Below are 18644 nucleotides of genomic sequence, written 5' to 3'. Positions count from 1 at the left end.
AGTTGATTGATTATCAATGTATTGCACAACTTGTCATTGGTAGGTAACGAGGGATCCTACTAAGTTATAAGGAAGGTGCTTTCGATCTTAGTAGGATTCTTCCTCCGTCAGAACGACTTTCAGAGTTTGGTCTTTTGGGACAGCCCTATTGCTTATGTTCAGACTGATACAGACTCACTACCCCTCTACACAATTGCCTTAATTTTAAAGCACTCTCTTCAGGTGTGATATCTCTCTGCGGATTGCCTAACATCTCAAATCCAACCATAAACTTTTTTATAGTCTCTGAACGGAGTAGTGGCGGATAAAAATGCATATGCAGATGCCATTCGGGGTGTTCGCTATCATCAGTTGGTGCCTGATGAATACCCGATGAATAGGGGAATGAGACATCAAAAAGATTGTCGTAAGTTCTCGTAAGCAGGTGGATGATTTTCCACCCGGGCTATAAGTAGATCTTCTTCATTTAAAACTTTGCCATCGTTGCCTTTGATAAGTGCGGGATAGTCATTATCAAAAACAAGATGATGCCCACCATGCCACACAACGACTTTTAGCACTTAATGAACCGCCTGATGCTATTTTTTGTATCAACGACCCTGTAGCGCTACAGGTGATCCAGGTGCTGAAAGCAAACCACCTGCGTATCCCGGAAGATGTATCCGTAGTGGGGTTCACCGATGATCCTATCTCAGCCCTCATTGAACCTGCCCTCTCCACAGTAGCGCAGCCATCTCATGAAATGGGCAAATGTGCCGCGAAACTTCTGATAGACCAGATCAAAGGGTATAAAGGCACTTCCAGAACCATCACGCTGAACACCAACTGATCCTGAGGAATACTACGAAACCTTTGGGTGAATAGTGGGGATTTTAATCAATAAGAAAAATGCTGCTGCAATGTAACTTCAAAGCAACTCATAAAAGAAACATTGCAACAGTTGAATAAACCAGTTAGTGTTTATAAGAAAACTCACGGCTTATCGTCATTGCGAACGAAGTGCGGCAATCTCCTCTTCTTTAACGTACTTTAAGAGGGGATCGCTTCGATTCCTCCCCGTGGCGAGCCCGGGACAGGCGCGATGACGGCAAGAGTTTTCTTACAAACACTAACTAACCTCTGCCATCAATCAATACAAGCCATAGGCCCAATTGATAGCTGCTCTGTCTCCATAAGACCACCCGGCCGAATTGTATTGCCATAAACCATTCGGCACCCCTGAATTCATCACAGAATACCTGTCACTGGAAGGAGTACCGGGAATATGATATCCTCCCCCCTGGTCAGTATGCCTGTATCCTAATGTATGTCCGAGCTCATGCACCATCAGGGCTACCTTGTCACCATAACTCTGGTTATGCGGCTGGTAGGTGTTGATCCACATCCATGGCCCTACATTTCCATTACCAGTAGGAAGCGAGGCCACTGCCCATCCGTATTCTCCACTGTCATAATACCCTGATACTACGATATCGGCATTGCTTCTGGAGCTGGTAATAGTGATATTAATATTCGGGCTGATATTACTCCAATGCCTGGCGGCATAATACAAAGGCCCACCATACAAGTAATCAGGAAATGAAGGATCTTTATAAATCCTGACATCCCTGGTGTAAGAATAATAGGTTTGTACACCATGCCACCGTTGCTCTTCAATGGACTCGGCTTCTGAAATGTTTTTGGCCATATCCTTATCATAGACGATGTCGACTCCCTTCACACGGTAAAATCCGTCTTTGACATAAATGTCTTTTGTTTCGTATCCGTCTTTGGTGATAAGCTCCACCATTTTGGCATCAAGGTTTTGCGGCTGTGCCTCTGCTAACGGAACATCTTCTTCCTGACAGGAAGACAATACTACTATGCCCGCTAAAAGGCATAATTTCGAGAATAATTTGCTTTTTTGGTTCATAATGGTTGGGTTTTAAGTTGTAAAAGCAAGATATTGACATGAGTGGGCAAATGCTTCTCGAATATTTTCACATTGTTGTACAATGTTTACAAGATCACCTATGGGAAGGTCTCAGTGGCTACTTCAAACATCAACCGGAACAAAAAACCTCCTGCTTTTCCGAAGCAGGAGGTTTTTTCACCGTATCAATCAAAAATTACTCCCGGATCATAATCTTCTTACTCATCACTTTGTCACCGGAATATACCTTTATGATGTAAAGTGCGTTAGTGTTGAGTTTCACGGGGATGGATGTAGTTGGAGACTGATCACCTTTGCACTCCCAATCTACAATTTTTCTACCCGAACCATCATAAACCGTCACATTCACTGCTCTTCCTGTTCCATGCTCCACCAAAAGATGATTTTGCCTGTACTCTGTTTGGATGTCAGTTACTCCTCCCCGTGCAAAACTACTCCCGGAGCCCCAGATAGCAGCCACATATTCAGGATGGTCTACAAACGGGTTTCTATTCCCCTGATGAGCATATGCGGCTTCATTTCTGGCTATTTCTTTGGCGCTGACGGGGTCGCTGTTATGCCAGTTGATCAGCATATTGAGCGTCCATGATTCAAAAACCTGATCACCAGTGCCATTCAGTACTGCATCTCCATAAGTGCTATTGGTTTCCCATGAACCTATTACATTCTCATAACGGGTGGCCATATAGAACATAGCGCGAGCGAGATCACCTTTAAATTCATCGATAGGCTCGAATACAGTGCCACCGTAGCCTAGCCCGGAAGCCCCGGAGCCTAACCGGCTGCCATTATCAGAAGTATAAGTTGCTGATCCTACTTCTCCATAAGGGTAGCTGCTTCTTCGGCCATTGACATAGCCATCCGAGGCAAAAATGTGGTGCACATCCGAATTCATTGGCTCCACCGCTCCGCCAAACCAGCTTCTGGGAAAGGAATGCTCTCTGTTGTAGCAGTCTCCCTCCGCTGAATAGGTACCACACTGGTTGGTCGATTTCGTAAAATTATATGGGTCCGCTCCCGAAGGATTTTCGGAATAAATATCCAGGATCGTACCATCATTTTCATAGTAGCTATCCAATTCATGGGCGGCATAGAATGTCCACAAAGCGCTGTAACCCTGGCTGCTATGGTCTTTTATAATGTTATGCAACGCGGTTTTTAAAGTATACCCGGACAAGCCCGCTGCGCTGCTGTAGTAATCGCCACTACCACCTCCGCCACCCGGACCTATGGTAAAGGATACTGCTTCCGAAGCGCCAAAGGCACCACCGGAACTCAACGTAGTACCTCCTGACGTAAGAGCATAAGCACCCTGTCCATAGGCACAGCAGATGCCATCGCCATAGGAATCATAGATAACAAAATCGTAAGAGCCATCAGCCAGACAAAATGTTTCTGAATAGCTGCTGTTGTTTGCATAGCCGTTACCATTGTAGAGCACGGTACCTGAAGTATCTTTCAACTCCCAACTGGTCTCTGAGGCGTAATTGTCTGTCACGAGGCTCAACACCACTTCCGTTTCACTGCAAGAACCTCCACCTCCGCTGGCAGTTGCCGGCTGATAATCGTCTACATACACCACTTCAGAACCGTCAAAGCCCGAAACATCGTAAAAACGCATCCCCACCTCTATAGACGAGGCAGAGGGTGTGTAGTTAAAAGTTACTTGTTGCCATTGATTAGTAAGTGAAGGGTCAGAATACACCTGATAACCATCTACGTAAAGTCTGAGCCTTACTCCTCCTTCGGTATGGTATACCCACACCGAAAAAGTATAGCTTTGGCCGGAGCTTACATTGATCGTTTGCCTGATATCGGTATCACCCTGGGTAGAGGTGTTCACCGTGATACTTGCCGAAGAACTTCCCTCTTTAACAATAGTCGTATTTTGGCTTACCGACACCCCGGCATCAATGGTGGTCCAGCCGTCAGGACTACCACCCGACCAGGCTTCAAAGGCTCCATTGTTGATTTGGGCATAAGAAGAATACCCGACAAAGCAGCATGCCAGACATGCCGCCAGCTTGTTGATTTTTTTCATTATAAACAGGTTTAGAGGTTGAAAAATCTCTTTAAAAATAACCCATTTTTTTGTAAATCAGGGATATGTAATTGTTATGGGAATATGAATAAAGCTGCAAACTGTTAGCTGCAGGCTTCAAGCATGCTGTATATGACAGGCTTTAGATAGAAATAGTAATTAGTGCTTTATAAGAAAACTCCCGGCATATCGTCATTCCGAACAAAGTGCGGCAATCCCCTCTTCGTTTAACGCATTGTTAAGAGGGGGTCGCTTCCATTTGTTGCGATGACGGAAAGAGTTTTCTTACAAGCACCAATTAGAAAACCAGGCTGGAGTAATGCTCCACTGTTTCTCTGGCTTTCTTTCTAAGGCCGGGGTGGCCATCATGCATTTTGCTTAAGATGAGTTGCGCCTCTTTCAGGAATACACGGGCAAAATCCTCATCGTTTTCTGCCAAATCTACGGTGTTGTCAATAATATCGGCATATTTTACCGTTTGCGCATCAGGGTGAGCCTTCCCCAGTCGCTCTGCCTCTTTCCTTTTTCTCTTTTTACGGTTAAGGTGTGGATAGTCCTTTTTTATATAAATGTCTGTAAGATCGACTACCAGCCGCACAGTGCGTTCCGCTTCATAAGTCTCCATCACCTCTATTAGAAATGAAGCGATTTCCTGCTCAGTTACTTCAGTATCTTCCAGAACATCGTGTAGCAGTGCCGCAGCCAGTATAGTATGATCCTGTGTATGTTCGCGACAAAGCTCCATCACCCGTTCAGGATGCCTGATGTATTTTTCATCACTATATCTCCGCATTTGGTCTCCATGCGCATGCTCTGCAAATGAGCGGATTTTGTTCAAACGCTCTTCCATTGGTTTCACACATAAAATCATTGCTTATACCAACACCATTGTTGTTTGTAAAAAAGGCTGACACAACAGGGGCTCCTTAATTGATTACCGAAAGCGGCCATTGCAGGAGCCTCTTCGATATGAATATTCTATTGGCTAACGTAGTAACACCAGGGCTCCTACTGCTAACAATCCCCCCAAAAGCAAATTACGGTTCTTACTGATCCATAATTGCTCGCTTTGTTTGTAAGCCTGTGCATTGAAGCGTCCATGAGAGCCATGATCTCCGGGTATTGGCTCCCATAGATTATCCTGACGATTAGGGTCTTCAGGTTCATCCGTTTGCTGTCCTTTATAACCATCCTTTGCCAGCACATGATCAGCATACCAGGGGGCTATTTTGTTACCTAATATTGCCTTCATAGATGAAAAGCCAACAAACATCTCTCTTCGGTTATGTTCGGCTGCATACACAATAGCGTCAGCAGCTATTTCAGGCTGATAAATAGCGCCCATCGGCCGTGGTTTGTTAGGAAGACGGCTCTTCACAAAGCTAAACTGGGTCGTATTCAATGCGGGCAGCTCTACCATTGAAACCTTTATCGGGCTTTTGTCATGCAAAAGCTCTGTTCTTAGTGAATCATAAAAACCCTGTACTGCGTGTTTTGCCGCGCAATATGCAGATTGCAATGGTATACCTCTGTATGCTAATGCCGAACCAACGAATACGATCGAGCCTTTCTTCCTTGTGTTCATCCGTTTCATGGCTGCCAGAGTGCCATATACCTGGCCCAGATAGGTTACTTCCGTCACCCTTTTGTATTCTTCGGGCTGCATATCCATGATGGGGCTAAACACGCTATTCATAGCATTATTCACCCAAACATCGACAGGCCCCAACTTCCTTTCGAAATAGTCGGCTGCTTCTTCGACAGCATGGGCATCGGCTACGTCAACCTGAGAATATAAAGCCCGCTTTCCTAAGGCTTCAACTTCTTTTTGAGCGCCTTCCAGGCCATCCTTTCCCCGGGCAATGAGCCCTACGTCATATCCTTTTTTCGCAAAAGCAGTAGCACAGGCACGGCCCACCCCTGCAGAGGCTCCGGTAATTACTACTACTCCTTTGTGCTTTGGTTTATTGTTACTATGCATGGCAATAATCTTTTAAATTCAAAAATTCGGTGATGATTAATGCTTTCGTTCCGGAATTTAGAGAGTGCTCTACTTAACATACTTATCCCAAAGACCATAAGTTTCCGTTTTGGGACCAGCCGGTATAGCTAAAGCAGCAACAATCAATCCTGTTACCACTCCGCTGATATTCAGAGCTAAATTGCTATCCTGAAGAAACCAGGGAATGATAGCAACGGTCAATCCCAACAAAATGTTGAAATAACGCCCCCTTCTGATCACTTCCCCCATACAGATGACGGATACCACCACAATAAGAGCTCCTCCGAGGTGATTGATATCTGCTGCGCTGGCTGCAATACCCACACCAAATACCGAGGGAGAAAACATGAGCCAAAGCCCAAGCAGTGTTGATACCACCAATGTCCACGGAAAACTCATACCCCAGATAGACGCCTTAAATATTTTCATTGGCTTTTTGGGAAGGTCGATCAGCTTAGGAGATCTTTCGTCCTGGTTGTACTCTTCCGGTTCACTACCTTTCCAGAAAACCTTCCAGAGATTTTCTCCTCTTTTTTTAGCCCGCACCATATGCTGCCCCATAGCCACCACTTCGTCAAATTCCAACGGTATCATCGGCAACATGATGGCTGCGGCCAATAGGCAGAGGGTACACCACTCACCCACCATAACGGGCTGCGAGATAACCAGAAAGATATGCACCAGGCCCAGAGGAATTACCAGAATACCGAACAAAGTAACCATCCAGGGCATTGTTCTCCAGCGAGAGGGACTGCCCATCCAACCCATTAGAAACTCAAATGTATAAGCCAGCGCCCCAAAGGCTCCGTCTGATATTGGCCAGGAATGGCTCATATTGGAGTTAAGTACTTTCCGAGTCCCCTCTCCGAAAAAGGGGTCCCAGGCATGATCTATATAACCCAACTGAAAAGCGCCAAGATACCGTGACACCATCCAGCCGACAAAGCCCAGGGCGATCATTATCCAGCGCTGTGGCCAACTGGAGGGATTATAGCTCCACCCGGCAGGCACCTGGCCACCCATTTTCATATACATGATCATATTGGGCATGCCGGGGATCAATATTGTTAACGCAATAACCAGGGCTCCCACCAAGGTACCGTTGATATAGGCGCCTGCATTTGGAGCCCAGAATAACAATGGCGCAATGCTTATCCAAATACCAATGAAGCAGCATATCCACACGCTTACGGGGCGGTTGGGCGTCAAGGAGCGCCATCCAAAGTATATTAGCAGCAAACCACTGATAATATCACTCCATTTCATGGCCATTACACGCTCTGCCATAGATAGCCAAACTTCCCGGCCGCCACTAGGCATCACTGTGGCCTTTCCATAGCTAAAGGTAAGTGGAGAGAGTATCATCCAAACACCCAGCATCACGATCATCCAGTACACCCAAAGCGTTTGTATGTGGTGCATATGCAACATTTGCTCGCGCTGCTCACGGGTCATCTTATGTTTTCCATGATCTTGTTTTTGTTCTTTATCCTGATCGTCCTTATCCTTCTGTTGCCCCCGCATCATTTGCATTTCAGCCATAGGTCTTGAAACGCCACGCGTGCCCATGCCATGCCCTTTATGCTTCTGTTTGTGTCTTTCTTTGCGGTGAGATTTATGCTCTTCTGCCATTAGGTATGCCGCTTTAGTGAGAATAAATAAGAGGAGACCCCTCTCCTCTTATTCCCTTATTAATCCAGGGCGTTGATTTTAAACCACCGCACCTTCGTAACTCCTACAAGCTTCCTCACATTCGCTACAGGCGCGGGCACATTCCTGACAGTGATCCATTTCATGCTTTTCACACTCCTCCTTACAAGCCCTGCATATCTCTTCGCATTCTTTAACCAAATGTGCAGCATGATCAGAATTAGATGCAATCAGACTGGCAGTTGTATAACATATTTTAGCACAGTCCCGGTCTAATCTGATGCAGCGCACCATTCTTTTAATATCCTCTTCATCAAGACAAGCGTCCATACAGGCTTCGCATGCTGCTGCACAGCGGGCCAGTGTTTGTATCAATTGTGTATTTTCCATAGTCGTTCATTTTTGTTATTAGGTGGATCTTAACATTTTATATTTCAATAACAGTTGGAAGGGATGACTGTTCTGCCTGATATACATTTTAAATAATCATTTGACTTTCCAAAAAGGAAAAAGAAAGTCTTGATTTGGGTCTAAAAGGTCAAAATAGCTAAGGCTTAGCACCAACCTTTCAGAAGTTTTTTTCAATATAGATGTCTATATCACAGCAGTTTACAATCAGGTGTTGCAAATACCATTTATTTTAGTTAATTATAGCACAAATATTGTGGTGAAACAGGTAAAGGAGAAGGAGAAAACATGAAGAAGACTAACAAACCCACCAAAGTGATTCTGCAGCAAGTACGCAGACTGTATCATGCAAACAGCTTGATCTATAAATCACTTGCCCACCTTCAGAACAAAGCTACAGGCTTGGACCTCAAGGAATCATACGAAATAGAAATGGAAGAAAGACTGCGCCAGCAGCACAGAATCGAGATTATCTTCAATATACTTAAAGAAAGCACCAAAGGATCGGCGGATGATGTAATACTGGCCATGACCAGTTCTCAGAAAAAGCTTACAAAAGAAGCTTCAGATAACAGCCACATGGATGCTATGATGATTGTGACCAGCCACGCACTAGCTACCGCACAAGTGCATGGCTATGAGACTACGATCAATTGCGCTGAGGGGGTTATTAACCCCGAAATTACCAGATTGTTAAGAAGAGCGCTCCGCGAAGAAAAGGATATAGAAAAACGGCTGGCTGCCCTTGAGGAGCTTTATAAGGAGGCCATTAATGGAAAAAAGCTTTACGAAGAAGCCTGTGAATTCCATTAACCACCATTTTTTAAGTTTCCTTTAGCAAAAATATGTTCTTTATGGCCCTGCCGGCAGGTTAAGGCGGCTGTCATCTACGCCAAACAGTTTTTTAGTAAAGCCCATAAAAGGAGGAAAAAACATGACCTTCATATAAAGATTGCTCAGAAAAACTGAAAACTTATTGCGAGGTACAAAAGAGTTTGAAAATCTTAAAGCCACTCTTTGCTTTTCCGATGTGGCCGGTTGGAGAAAGTCCTGATATATTTTTAATGCCTCTGCCAGACGTCCGTCAGACTCCTGCAGCGACCGTGCCAACACATATGCACCAGCCATAGCAAAAGAAGCGCCCTGACCTGCCATAAGCGATAAACAGTAGGCGGCATCCCCTATCAATACCACCCTTCGATCATACCATCTGTCCATCCTGATTTGCGATACGGTGTCAAAATAAAGCTTCTCATCACTTTTTACACTATTTATCACTTCGGGTATCACCCATCCCACATTTTCAAAAAGGCCTTTAAGAACTCCATGTCGTTCTTCCTCTGTCATATACGAATACTTTTTGGTTCTCCATATGAAGAACGAAGCATACTTACCTTCCTGTAGCGGACAAAGCACCGCCTGTTTATCGGGCACCGTCACTGAATAGAAGGCCGGCCCTTCTCCGGGTAGCCGGATTGGCTTGTTATAAATTAGAGCAGCAACGTGGTAGCCCAGATATTTTTGAAACTGTTGCTCATTCCCAAAAACCAGTTCTCTGACCTTAGAATGAATGCCATCTGCCCCGATCACCAAATCATATTTTTCTATGTCGCCATCTTTAAAAGTGACCTGTACATCCTCAGATGTTTGCTCGATGGCTTCGATAGTAGTACCATAGGTTATATCCACGGCAGAAGACAACTGGCCATGGAGAACATTAACGAGATCTCCGCGCATAAGCAGAAAATATCTTTTATCAAGCAGGCTGATCAGCTTGTGGTAATTGAAGCCGCTTTTCAACCGGCCATGAGCATCAACTGCATGAAAGCTGCCTATGTCATAACTCCGGTGATCAAGAGCATCCAGTATGTCCATTTTCTCAGCCACATCATAACCAGGTCCAAAGAAGTCCATCATATAACCTTCATCCCGCAGGTCAGGGGCTACTTCCACCACTTTTACCTGATGTCCCTGCCTGCTTAACCACCAGGCGGCTGTAAGGCCGGCAATACCGGCACCTGAGATTAAAATATTCATGGTCCGAATTGTTTTCGATATCTCTTTAAAGTAAAATCCAAGACGGCTTCAGGTTTGAAGACATCTCCGGCAAATATTGAATGTAATGCCACTCCATCCATGATGGCCAAAAGCTCCTTAGCATCCATCTCCGGTTCGCTGCTGCCCAACAAGGCAAATTGATCCTTCAAAATGCTGTAGTATTGAACGTATTTATTTTTTAATATTAGCCTCACTGCCTCTCGATTCTGGTTTTGAAACAAAACAGAAGTAGCCACTTTCCATCTGGTCATGTCCTTAAGGGCAGTTCTAAAGCTTTCCAGAAGCTGTTCGATAAATTCCAGGGGTTCTGCACCATCAGCCATTTCACCACCACCCTCATCAAATATGTGTTCTATCAGCCGGGTTAGTATCTCTTCTTTGCTGGAAAAATAAAAGTAGATCAGCCCCTTGGAAACCCTCGCCTTTCGAGCTATCTCATCTGTAGTAGTGCGATTAAACCCTTTATCAGCGAATAACACCAGCGCTGTATCTAATATTTTCTTTATGGAAATTTCTCGTTCTGTATTTTGCATGTCACAGACTGACTGACTGGTTAGTAAGTAAAAGTAAAAAAATAAATGTGTGTATGCAAACCTCCCTACAGGCAGTCTCAAGCTGCTTTCACCATTTTTTAAAAATAAAGAAGACAGCCAGCATGATAAAAACAAATCCCACAAGATAATTCCACTTAAGCTCTTCCTTTAGATAGAAGATAGAAAAGGCCACAAATACGACAAGCGTGATGATCTCCTGAATGGTTTTCAGTTGAAATCCGTTAAATTGTCCATACCCAATCCTGTTGGCGGGCACTTGAAAGCAGTACTCAAAAAAGGCTATGCCCCAACTGATGAGGATAACCTTCCAAAGCGATGTCTGCGTAAATTTCAGATGTCCATACCAGGCGAAAGTCATAAAAATGTTGGATATGAGCAGAAGCAAGATCGTTTTCATAGTTCAGGGAAAATTTCACAAATGTATAAATTCACCCCTGAATATGATTACTTGTCTCCGAATTTTCGGAGCTATAATCTCAACATTTAAAGTTCGTTATTTCTCACTTCAGCCTTTTTGGTTTTCTCCGTAAGGGAAGACGAAGATATGGCGGAATCACTTTCATAACCCTTTCTTTTTTCCTTACTTCCTCCCTCCGGACCGGGCAGCAGGCTGTTGATGGCCTCAAAGGCTGATATGGTAAGATCTGGTGCTATTCCATGAACCGCTTTTGCCAGCTTGGCAGTGAATGACAGTGTTCTGGTCCTTTCTCCATGCCGCATGGCATTAATTATTTGTTTGGAAGCCCGCTCCGCATTCATAGAGATCACAGGCAAAGAGTCTGATATTTTAAACCAGGCATATTCTTCCTCATGACGGCCTTTGACGTCAATGTTACGGGGGCTTCCTGTTCTCATCAGACCAGGATAAATGGTGGTGACCTTTATGCCACTTCTGCGCAACTCTGCAGTCAGCCCTTCCGAAAGTCCTGACAAGGCATATTTACTTGCATTGTACGGGAGAAGGTGAGGAAAACTAACCTTGTCTCCTATCGAAACGATGTTGACTATGCGACCGTTCTTTCGTTGCTTCATTCCGGGTATCACAGCCTTCATTAGATAATAAGGTCCCCAGAAATGCACCTTCATGGCCTGTTCATAATCCTGATCTGAGAGAGTTTCCATAGGCCCTACCTGTATTATTCCGGCATTATTAATAAGCACGTCAACAGGACCCATGATGCTCTCTGTTTCTTCGATCAGTTGCTGTACCTGTTTCGGGTCTGTAATATCACACGGCACTGCCAGATAGTGTTGCGTCCGTACCGACAACTCTTCAGCGGAGCGTACCAGCTCCTCTTCATCTCGAGCGCAAACCACCACCTTTGCTCCAAGGTCTACCAACTGCCTGGCCATTACAAGGCCAAGACCGCGTGAGCCTCCGGTGATTAATACTACTTTGTCTCTCAGATTATACTTTTTAACAGCCCTAACCATAGACCTCACCGCTATTGCTCCTCCGATAACAGTTGCACTTCCTAACAAAAACTTATTTATTCCTGAAAAACGCATCATGTATTTTCGTTTTTAATTTTTATTCAATTCCAAAAAGAAAAGGACTATTCAAAAGTCTATTTGCCATTTGCTAACTTGATTTTGAATCTCCTTAAAATGTGTAGAAACTCACCGTGGGCCTTGATGCTCTTTAGTTAGTGTTTGTAAGAAAACTCTTGCCGTCATCGCGCCTGTCCCGGGCTCGCCACGGGGAGAAATCGAAGCGATCCCCTCTTAAAGTACGTTAAAGAAGAGGGGATTGCCGCACTTCGTTCGCAATGACGATAAGTCGTGAGTTTTCTTACAAACACTAGTTAAGAATGTCATCGACCCGAGGAGGGATCTATGCACAAATAACTGCTTCAAAGTGTATAGATATCTTCCCTTTGGGTTGAGATGACTTGCTTCTTAGATGTCCTTCTTCTTCATTATTCTAATATATTCACCATCACCCATGACCATGTGGCTGAGTTTTAGGCTCCTGTACCTTGCGAGTCTCGAGTATCCTTTTACACTCATTGAGCTCGTCTTCTATCTGATCCTTAAACACCGGATGGTACATAGAAGCAAATGCTTTGGCGATCTTACCGGTTTGATCCGCATATTCAAGTGTGACTGTCAGTTGGGTAGCCTTATTGCCGGCAGCATCTCTGAATTCCACCTGACCTGTTGTTTGCACCTCAGACCCCGGCAGCGATCTCCAGCCAATTCTTTGCCCCTGAATGTCTCTGGTTATTTCTGCATCCCATTCAATATCCACACCTTCAAGCTCCGCTTTCCAATGGCTTTTCTTATCATTAAGCTCTCTCACCTCTTTCAGGTGCTTCATAAAAGTAGGGAGATTCTCCAGCTTTCTCCAGAAGTCGTAAACCTCACCTTTCTCTTTATTGATCAAAATGGAGGTTTTTACTTTTAAATGTTTTTTGCTACGGTTATTAACCAGGTACAACGGATTTTTTCCGGCAATTCCCGCAATAGCAAGTGCACCGCCTATTACAGCCAGAGGCCACCCTCTTCGCATATTTTTTATGCCTATGTATGACAGCAATGCACCACCAGAAGCTACTCCTATACGTTCATAAGTGTTGAGATTCTCTTTAGAAGGTTCTTGTACTTTTTGAAGCACCTCCGTTGTTTGTTTTTTAACATTCATACTCGTTGATTTTTATTCCACATATCTCCTTTATAGGACAAATAACACACCAGAACCACCCTGACAGAATATGTATTTTAAGCTCCTGTAAATGAGCCATAAAGGAGTGGTTACCCCCAAAATCAATATTATAATGTGTAATAAATTAAACAGTTGTCGAGGAATAAATTGACCACTTGAACTTCAGGATCGACACATTTAAGTGAATATGCATTAATTTAGTTACTATACTAAACGTCTTCCATCTTTGCCTGTTCTATGAATATGAAACAACTCATCAAGATCAGTTTACTCTTAACACTTGTCACCTCATTTGGCAAAGCGCCTGGTCAGTCAATTCGCGGGAGGGTGCTTGACGGTACAAATTTTCAGCCTCTGGCACACGCATCTATTTTTAACTTACAAGACAGTACCGGCACAACCTCAGATGAAAAAGGCTATTTTTCCCTGGAAACTTTCCTTCCGGTTCTTCTTCAGGTTTCCCATGTGGGTTATGATCCACAGCATGTACGGGTATCTGCTAATGATGAAATGGTTATTATCACACTACAAGCACAGGAAACCAATCTTCTTGAAGTAATTGTGAGGGCATCACATATCAAAGAACGGTACCTGGATGCACCGGCTACCATAAATCTGATTAGCAGAAAACAGTTGGAACGAAATGATGAAATGATCGTAACCCCGGCATTGAATCGTATCCCCGGAATATATATGCACTCCGGCAGCCTGAATACTAACCGGATCACCATAAGAGGTGTAGGAGCACGAACTCCCTATGACACTGATAAGATCAAAGCCTACTTTGATGATATTCCACTTACTTCAGGAGAAGGCACTACAGCTTTGGAAGATATTGACCTCAGCGCTATTCAGCGTATAGAGGTGATCAAGGGACCAGGGTCAAGTGTTTATGGTGCAGGCTTGGGAGGCGTGATCAATTTGCACTCGCGCACTGCCACCACCGGAGAAAATGTAGCGCATGCAAAAAGCACGGCAGGATCTTATGGATTGAGGAGAAACGTTTTGCAATATCTGGCAGGAAAAGGCAACAAGCAACTTGCAGTTTCCTATGCGAATGTTCATAGTGATGGCTTTCGGGAAAACAACGCCTATGACAGGCAATCGGTGGTTATTACAGGTCATTTTTTCCCTAATGACAGGAGCAAGTTCTCCCTGCTGGGTTTGTATACCAACTTGAAAGCCTACATTCCCAGTTCCATCAATTATGAAACTTATAAAAGCTCTCCTGAAAAGGCGGCCTTCACCTGGAAGCAGGCAAGAGGCTATGAAGCGTACGATAAGGCCTCAGCAGGGTTTTCCTATGAATATGACCTCGCAAGAAACATCAAGCATATCAGCAGCACATTTGTCAGCTTCCGTTATGCAGATGAACCCCGACCATTCGATATTCTGAAGGAAAATACCATTGGCATAGGCTTCCGGTCCCGGCTGGTTGCAGAAAAAGAGTTCTTTAATATTTATAGCAGTTTTAGCCTTGGAATGGAATACTTCAACGACTGGCATCAATGGGCAACTTATCAGAACCTTTATGAGCAATTTCCAGGCCAGGGAAGCATTGCAGGAGGCATACTGAGCGACAATGAAGAGGCAAGGCAGTATTACAATCTGTTCGCCCAGGCCAATTTACAGTTTACTCCCAAACTGGCCGCCCAATTTGGGCTGAACTTCAACAACACAAGTTACACGCTCACCGACCTGTACCCTGCCGACAGCATTGATCAGTCCGGAAATTACACTTTCGACCATACCTGGTCTCCGCGCATGGCCTTATCTTATAAAATAACTCAAAACAATGTGCTTTTTGCCTCCGTAAGCCACGGCTTCTCACCTCCCAGTCTGGCCGAAACGCTGACTCCGGAAGGACGCATTAATCCTGACATACAGCCAGAGGCTGGCTGGAGCTACGAAGTTGGAAGCAAATCAAGTTGGCTTAACGGCAGACTTCATACGGAAGTGTCTATCTACCGTATGGAAATCGAAGATCTGCTGGTAGCTGAACGGGTGGGCCCTGATACGTATGTTGGTGTGAATGCCGGAAGAACAATCCACAACGGCCTTGAGGCAATGGTCAACTTCGAGATAGCTGATGGGGTGAGATGGTCTGTGAAACCTTACCTTGCCGCAACATTTATGGATTATAAGTTTGATGTCTTTGTTCATGAAGACCAGGATTATTCCGGAAATGAGCTGACAGGCGTTCCTCAACAAACACTGAACTTTGGCCTTGACATGTCCTTGGCTAAAGGATTTTACCTTTATTTTGACTACAGCTATGTGGGAAAGATACCTTTAAATGATCAAAACAGCGCATTTAGCGAGAGCTATAACATATTGCACGGAAAAGCAGGCTACCAAACCGCAATAGGACAACATTTTAATGTGGATGTCAGCTTTGGGGTAAATAACATTACCGATGAAAACTATGCTGCTATGGTACTGGTAAATGCTGTGGGCTTTGGTGGTTCAGCACCAAGGTACTATTATCCGGGCTTGCCCAGGAATTATTATGGATCGGTGTTGGTGAGCTATAAGTTGTAGCGGCAAGCTATAAGCTGTGAGCCGGTGGATTAGTTGGCAGGTGGCAGAAGCAATTGGCAAGGGATTAGTCAATAAATCGGCTTCCCCGGGAGGAGCATAGTGCACGTGTGTCCAACAGACCGCTAAAAAATGCTCCGTTCGCATATTGCATTTGTTATGCTCTCGTACTATGCTTCTACATTGAACTTCAGGTGTCCTCCAAGTGGCTTGTGGTCACTGGATACTGGCCACTGGTTGACTGACTGACCACTTAATCATCCCTCAATGTTTTGCTGGGATTTGTCATGGCAGCTTTAAAGATAGTGCCACTTGTCGCTGATATTCCGATAATAAAGATCGTGATACAGCATAATAAAACAGAGACCCAGCCGATCTCCATATGCTGAGCATACAGGTCTTCCAGTAAACCACTGGTAAGAACGTAGCCGCCTGCCCCGCCCAGCACTGCGGCCAGCGTCAGAATAATGGCAAACTCCCTGTTGACCAATTTTAAGATACTGGTCACCGTAGCTCCTAACACCTTTCTTACTCCTATTTCTTTGATTCTCTTTTGCACGTTGAGACTGGCCAATGCATAAATGCCACAGGCAGAAAGCAGACACCCCAACACTGTGAGAAAGAAGAATATCTGTTGTAAATTTTTGTTATAGCCATTTGCTTCTTCATAAACTACATCCTCCTGCAGTGTATAAATGAAAGGATCGTCAGCAAATAGTCCTTTCCACTCCTTTCTCAGCGAACCCAGTAATGACGAAGCGGTGTTAGCACCAACTTTGACTACCATAGTGGTATATTCCGAAGGGGGCGCCAGCATATAGATATGTTCACTGTTATTGTGCTCCTTCAAGCCGCTCAAGTGATTTTTCACAACACCTACAATGCGGTATGGCTTATCCCGGTAAAACAGGCGCTGATCAATAGGGTTTACCAACCGGTGATTGGCTACAAAGTTTTCATCCACTATTACCGCAGATGAGTAGTCCGTTTCGCTGCCTTCTATAAAATCACGCCCTGCGGTAATCTGTAAGCCTACAACATCAAAATAGCCTGCGCCCACATGGTACAGATCCGTTTTAAACAGCCCGGTGGTATCAAAGCGTACAGTCACATTGGAGGCACTGTAAGGTCCAATAGTATTTTTTGCACCGGCAACAGCTTCAATTTCAGGGTTAGCAGTCAATACACGCTTAAATTGTTCAAAACTTCTTTGCCTTTTTACTTTAACGTTGACCAGTTTTTCGCTATCATACCCAAGATCAAGCTCCTGCTGATAAGCAGCATTTTGAGTAAAAATGGTGCCTGCTGTCAGTACAATTACGGAAAGCGAAAACTGGAAGACCAGCAATGTCCTGGTGAAAAGATTTGTGCCTTTTACCTGCTTCCTTCCTTTCAGCAACTCTACCGGACGGAATTTACTACCGAACAATGCTGGATAAACACCAGCCAATATTGCTGAAATAAACAGAAGCACGAGCAATGCCATGATAAAATTCATACTGCTCAGGTCCTCCAGACCGTATTGCAACTGCCACATGGTGGCAAAGTGCGGTATGATGATCTGTGCCATAACCACTCCGGCCACTATGGCCAGTGATATGGTAATCACCGTCTCTAGGATAAATTGAGAGATGATCTGACCTCTCCCTGACCCCATCACTTTCCGCACTCCAATCTCCTTCATGCGTTTACCGGTCAGCGCTATGGTGGTGTTGGTAAGATTAAAACAAGCAATCAACAGGATAATAGTAGCCAAGCCGGAAAAAATAAACAGGGCAATATAGGGGATTGGAAGCCGAAGGTCGCTTTTGTTCACCTCCCCATTGATGACAGGAGTGTAGAAAGGCACCAATTCAAACGACAGCGTTTTGTCTTCTTTCCTTGTTTCATTCCACAAGGTTGCGTACCTGTTGAGCACCATACTAACCGATTCACGCTGGTTGACGTTATGAAGCTTAAATAGCACAGATGAAGTGTATTCCCAATCGTCCGGTTCTATTTCATGCGCATCGAGGAACAACTCCACTCTGAGCAGCGCCTGAATATTAAAAGAAATGTTCATAGGGAATTTTGCCAGCACTCCTCCTACAGTCAGTTCATAATTTTTATCGTTGAATTCCACAGCCATTGTTTTTCCCACCGGGTCCTCATCTCCGAAATATTTCTCCGCAGTGGCTTCACTCAAAAACACCGTTTGCTGATTTTTAAAATTTTTAAGGGATCCGCTTTTAAGGTCCATTTTAAACATATCGAAAAACGAAACATCTGCAAATCGAAGATTTTCTTCAAAAGCTTTGTCTTCGTTACTTAAAGTGCCCCAGCGGTTGACAAACCGGGTATATTCTTCGATAGCCGGAATATCTTCTGCAGCCCATGGTGCCATGGTAATAGGCGCTGTCAGGTCCTGGTCCTGATCACCGTTGGCATATTCATAGTGATGCATCACCTTAACAATCCGCTTTGTTCCCTTATCTTTTCTGAAATAGTCATCAAATTCGATGTTGAAGGCTATCAACAGGTAGGCTGTCAGACAGCAGGCCATGGCTATGCCCATTCCGAAAGTGTTAATAAGTAGATAGATCTTATTTTTCCGAAGATTCCTAAGTGCAATGGTGAGGTAATTCTTAATCATCGTACTATTTTTTGTTGGTTTAGTAAAATTTAAACCCTTTGACGCGGCTTGCAGTGACGAGGTTACAGAAAGTAGCACGAAAAAATCTGCTCACTCTTACAATTTCTCCCCGGATCTGTTCCCATAGCCGTTAACTTAAGCATCCCGGTAGGGATGCAATATT

At 44.4% G+C, this 18644-nt stretch carries 16 protein-coding genes; 3 read left to right on the top strand and 13 right to left on the bottom strand.

The window, feature by feature from the left end:
- Positions 1-145: 145 nt before the first annotated feature.
- Positions 146-424, bottom strand: a complete 279-nt coding sequence (gene galT / locus C900_RS29510; RefSeq protein WP_245558484.1) for a galactose-1-phosphate uridylyltransferase — start codon at positions 422-424, stop codon at positions 146-148.
- Positions 425-496: 72 nt separating this feature from the next.
- Between galT and C900_RS24650 the strand changes: the two genes are divergently transcribed.
- Positions 497-829: a substrate-binding domain-containing protein gene (locus C900_RS24650; RefSeq protein WP_009583080.1), complete on the top strand. Its 333-nt coding sequence runs from the start codon at positions 497-499 to the stop codon at positions 827-829.
- A gap of 300 nt (positions 830-1129) precedes the next feature.
- Here the strand turns inward: C900_RS24650 and C900_RS24645 are convergent, their stop codons facing one another.
- The 6 genes from C900_RS24645 to C900_RS24620 form a co-directional block, all read right to left on the bottom strand.
- The gene (locus C900_RS24645) at positions 1130-1912 is read right to left on the bottom strand and encodes a hypothetical protein (RefSeq protein ID WP_009583079.1); all 783 of its coding nucleotides are present in this window, start codon (positions 1910-1912) and stop codon (positions 1130-1132) included.
- Positions 1913-2108: 196 nt separating this feature from the next.
- Positions 2109-3974, bottom strand: a complete 1866-nt coding sequence (locus C900_RS24640) for an endonuclease (RefSeq protein ID WP_009583077.1) — start codon at positions 3972-3974, stop codon at positions 2109-2111.
- A gap of 298 nt (positions 3975-4272) precedes the next feature.
- Positions 4273-4824, bottom strand: coding sequence for an HD domain-containing protein (locus C900_RS24635; protein WP_009583076.1), 552 nt, complete (start codon positions 4822-4824; stop codon positions 4273-4275).
- A 135-nt stretch (positions 4825-4959) separates the two neighbouring features.
- A complete protein-coding gene (locus C900_RS24630; RefSeq protein WP_009583075.1) occupies positions 4960-5955 on the bottom strand; it encodes an SDR family oxidoreductase in 996 nt (331 codons plus the stop codon).
- Positions 5956-6024: 69 nt separating this feature from the next.
- Entirely contained in the window at positions 6025-7608 is a 1584-nt protein-coding gene (locus tag C900_RS24625; RefSeq protein ID WP_009583074.1) for a vitamin K epoxide reductase family protein, read from the bottom strand.
- 78 nt (positions 7609-7686) lie between these two features.
- The gene (locus C900_RS24620) at positions 7687-8016 is read right to left on the bottom strand and encodes a four-helix bundle copper-binding protein (RefSeq protein WP_009583073.1); all 330 of its coding nucleotides are present in this window, start codon (positions 8014-8016) and stop codon (positions 7687-7689) included.
- Positions 8017-8322: 306 nt separating this feature from the next.
- Here C900_RS24620 and C900_RS24615 point away from each other — a divergent pair, with 306 nt between their 5' ends.
- Positions 8323-8847: a DUF892 family protein gene (locus C900_RS24615; RefSeq protein WP_040497504.1), complete on the top strand. Its 525-nt coding sequence runs from the start codon at positions 8323-8325 to the stop codon at positions 8845-8847.
- A gap of 39 nt (positions 8848-8886) precedes the next feature.
- Here C900_RS24615 and C900_RS24610 read toward each other — a convergent pair whose 3' ends face one another.
- From C900_RS24610 to C900_RS24590, 5 genes are all read right to left on the bottom strand, one after another.
- Entirely contained in the window at positions 8887-10071 is a 1185-nt protein-coding gene (locus C900_RS24610) for an FAD-dependent monooxygenase (protein ID WP_009583071.1), read from the bottom strand.
- On the bottom strand, positions 10068-10625 hold the full coding sequence (locus C900_RS28970) for a TetR/AcrR family transcriptional regulator (protein WP_009583070.1): 558 nt from the start codon (positions 10623-10625) through the stop codon (positions 10068-10070). The genes C900_RS24610 and C900_RS28970 overlap by 4 nt, the downstream gene beginning before the upstream one ends.
- Positions 10626-10713: 88 nt before the next feature.
- Entirely contained in the window at positions 10714-11043 is a 330-nt protein-coding gene (locus tag C900_RS24600; protein ID WP_040497503.1) for a DMT family protein, read from the bottom strand.
- 86 nt (positions 11044-11129) lie between these two features.
- Positions 11130-12158: an SDR family NAD(P)-dependent oxidoreductase gene (locus C900_RS24595; protein WP_009583067.1), complete on the bottom strand. Its 1029-nt coding sequence runs from the start codon at positions 12156-12158 to the stop codon at positions 11130-11132.
- 427 nt (positions 12159-12585) lie between these two features.
- On the bottom strand, positions 12586-13290 hold the full coding sequence (locus C900_RS24590; protein ID WP_009583066.1) for an SRPBCC family protein: 705 nt from the start codon (positions 13288-13290) through the stop codon (positions 12586-12588).
- A gap of 264 nt (positions 13291-13554) precedes the next feature.
- Between C900_RS24590 and C900_RS24585 the strand changes: the two genes are divergently transcribed.
- The gene (locus tag C900_RS24585) at positions 13555-15852 is read left to right on the top strand and encodes a TonB-dependent receptor (protein WP_040497505.1); all 2298 of its coding nucleotides are present in this window, start codon (positions 13555-13557) and stop codon (positions 15850-15852) included.
- 250 nt (positions 15853-16102) lie between these two features.
- Here the strand turns inward: C900_RS24585 and C900_RS24580 are convergent, their stop codons facing one another.
- A complete protein-coding gene (locus tag C900_RS24580) occupies positions 16103-18481 on the bottom strand; it encodes an ABC transporter permease (RefSeq protein WP_009583064.1) in 2379 nt (792 codons plus the stop codon).
- Positions 18482-18644 lie beyond the last annotated feature (163 nt).

Source organism: Fulvivirga imtechensis AK7, assembly GCF_000331535.1.
Classification (GTDB): Bacteria; Bacteroidota; Bacteroidia; order Cytophagales; family Cyclobacteriaceae; genus Fulvivirga; species Fulvivirga imtechensis.
The sequence above is the reverse complement of the archived record's forward strand: the minus strand, read 5'-3'. Positions and strand labels throughout refer to the sequence as shown.

Bases quoted from the DNA above. Each gene is read 5' to 3' on its own strand.
- C900_RS24580 (WP_009583064.1), bottom strand. From the start codon at position 18,481: ATGATTAAGAATTACCTCACCATTGCACTTAGGAATCTTCGGAAAAAT.
- C900_RS24615 (WP_040497504.1), top strand. From the start codon at position 8,323: ATGAAGAAGACTAACAAACCCACCAAAGTGATTCTGCAGCAAGTACGC.
- C900_RS24595 (WP_009583067.1), bottom strand. From the start codon at position 12,158: ATGATGCGTTTTTCAGGAATAAATAAGTTTTTGTTAGGAAGTGCAACT.
- C900_RS24620 (WP_009583073.1), bottom strand. From the start codon at position 8,016: ATGGAAAATACACAATTGATACAAACACTGGCCCGCTGTGCAGCAGCA.
- C900_RS24600 (WP_040497503.1), bottom strand. From the start codon at position 11,043: ATGAAAACGATCTTGCTTCTGCTCATATCCAACATTTTTATGACTTTC.
- C900_RS24610 (WP_009583071.1), bottom strand. From the start codon at position 10,071: ATGAATATTTTAATCTCAGGTGCCGGTATTGCCGGCCTTACAGCCGCC.
- C900_RS24590 (WP_009583066.1), bottom strand. From the start codon at position 13,290: ATGAATGTTAAAAAACAAACAACGGAGGTGCTTCAAAAAGTACAAGAA.
- C900_RS24645 (WP_009583079.1), bottom strand. From the start codon at position 1,912: ATGAACCAAAAAAGCAAATTATTCTCGAAATTATGCCTTTTAGCGGGC.
- C900_RS28970 (WP_009583070.1), bottom strand. From the start codon at position 10,625: ATGCAAAATACAGAACGAGAAATTTCCATAAAGAAAATATTAGATACA.
- C900_RS24635 (WP_009583076.1), bottom strand. From the start codon at position 4,824: ATGGAAGAGCGTTTGAACAAAATCCGCTCATTTGCAGAGCATGCGCAT.
- C900_RS24630 (WP_009583075.1), bottom strand. From the start codon at position 5,955: ATGCATAGTAACAATAAACCAAAGCACAAAGGAGTAGTAGTAATTACC.
- C900_RS24640 (WP_009583077.1), bottom strand. From the start codon at position 3,974: ATGAAAAAAATCAACAAGCTGGCGGCATGTCTGGCATGCTGCTTTGTC.
- C900_RS24625 (WP_009583074.1), bottom strand. From the start codon at position 7,608: ATGGCAGAAGAGCATAAATCTCACCGCAAAGAAAGACACAAACAGAAG.
- C900_RS24585 (WP_040497505.1), top strand. From the start codon at position 13,555: ATGAAACAACTCATCAAGATCAGTTTACTCTTAACACTTGTCACCTCA.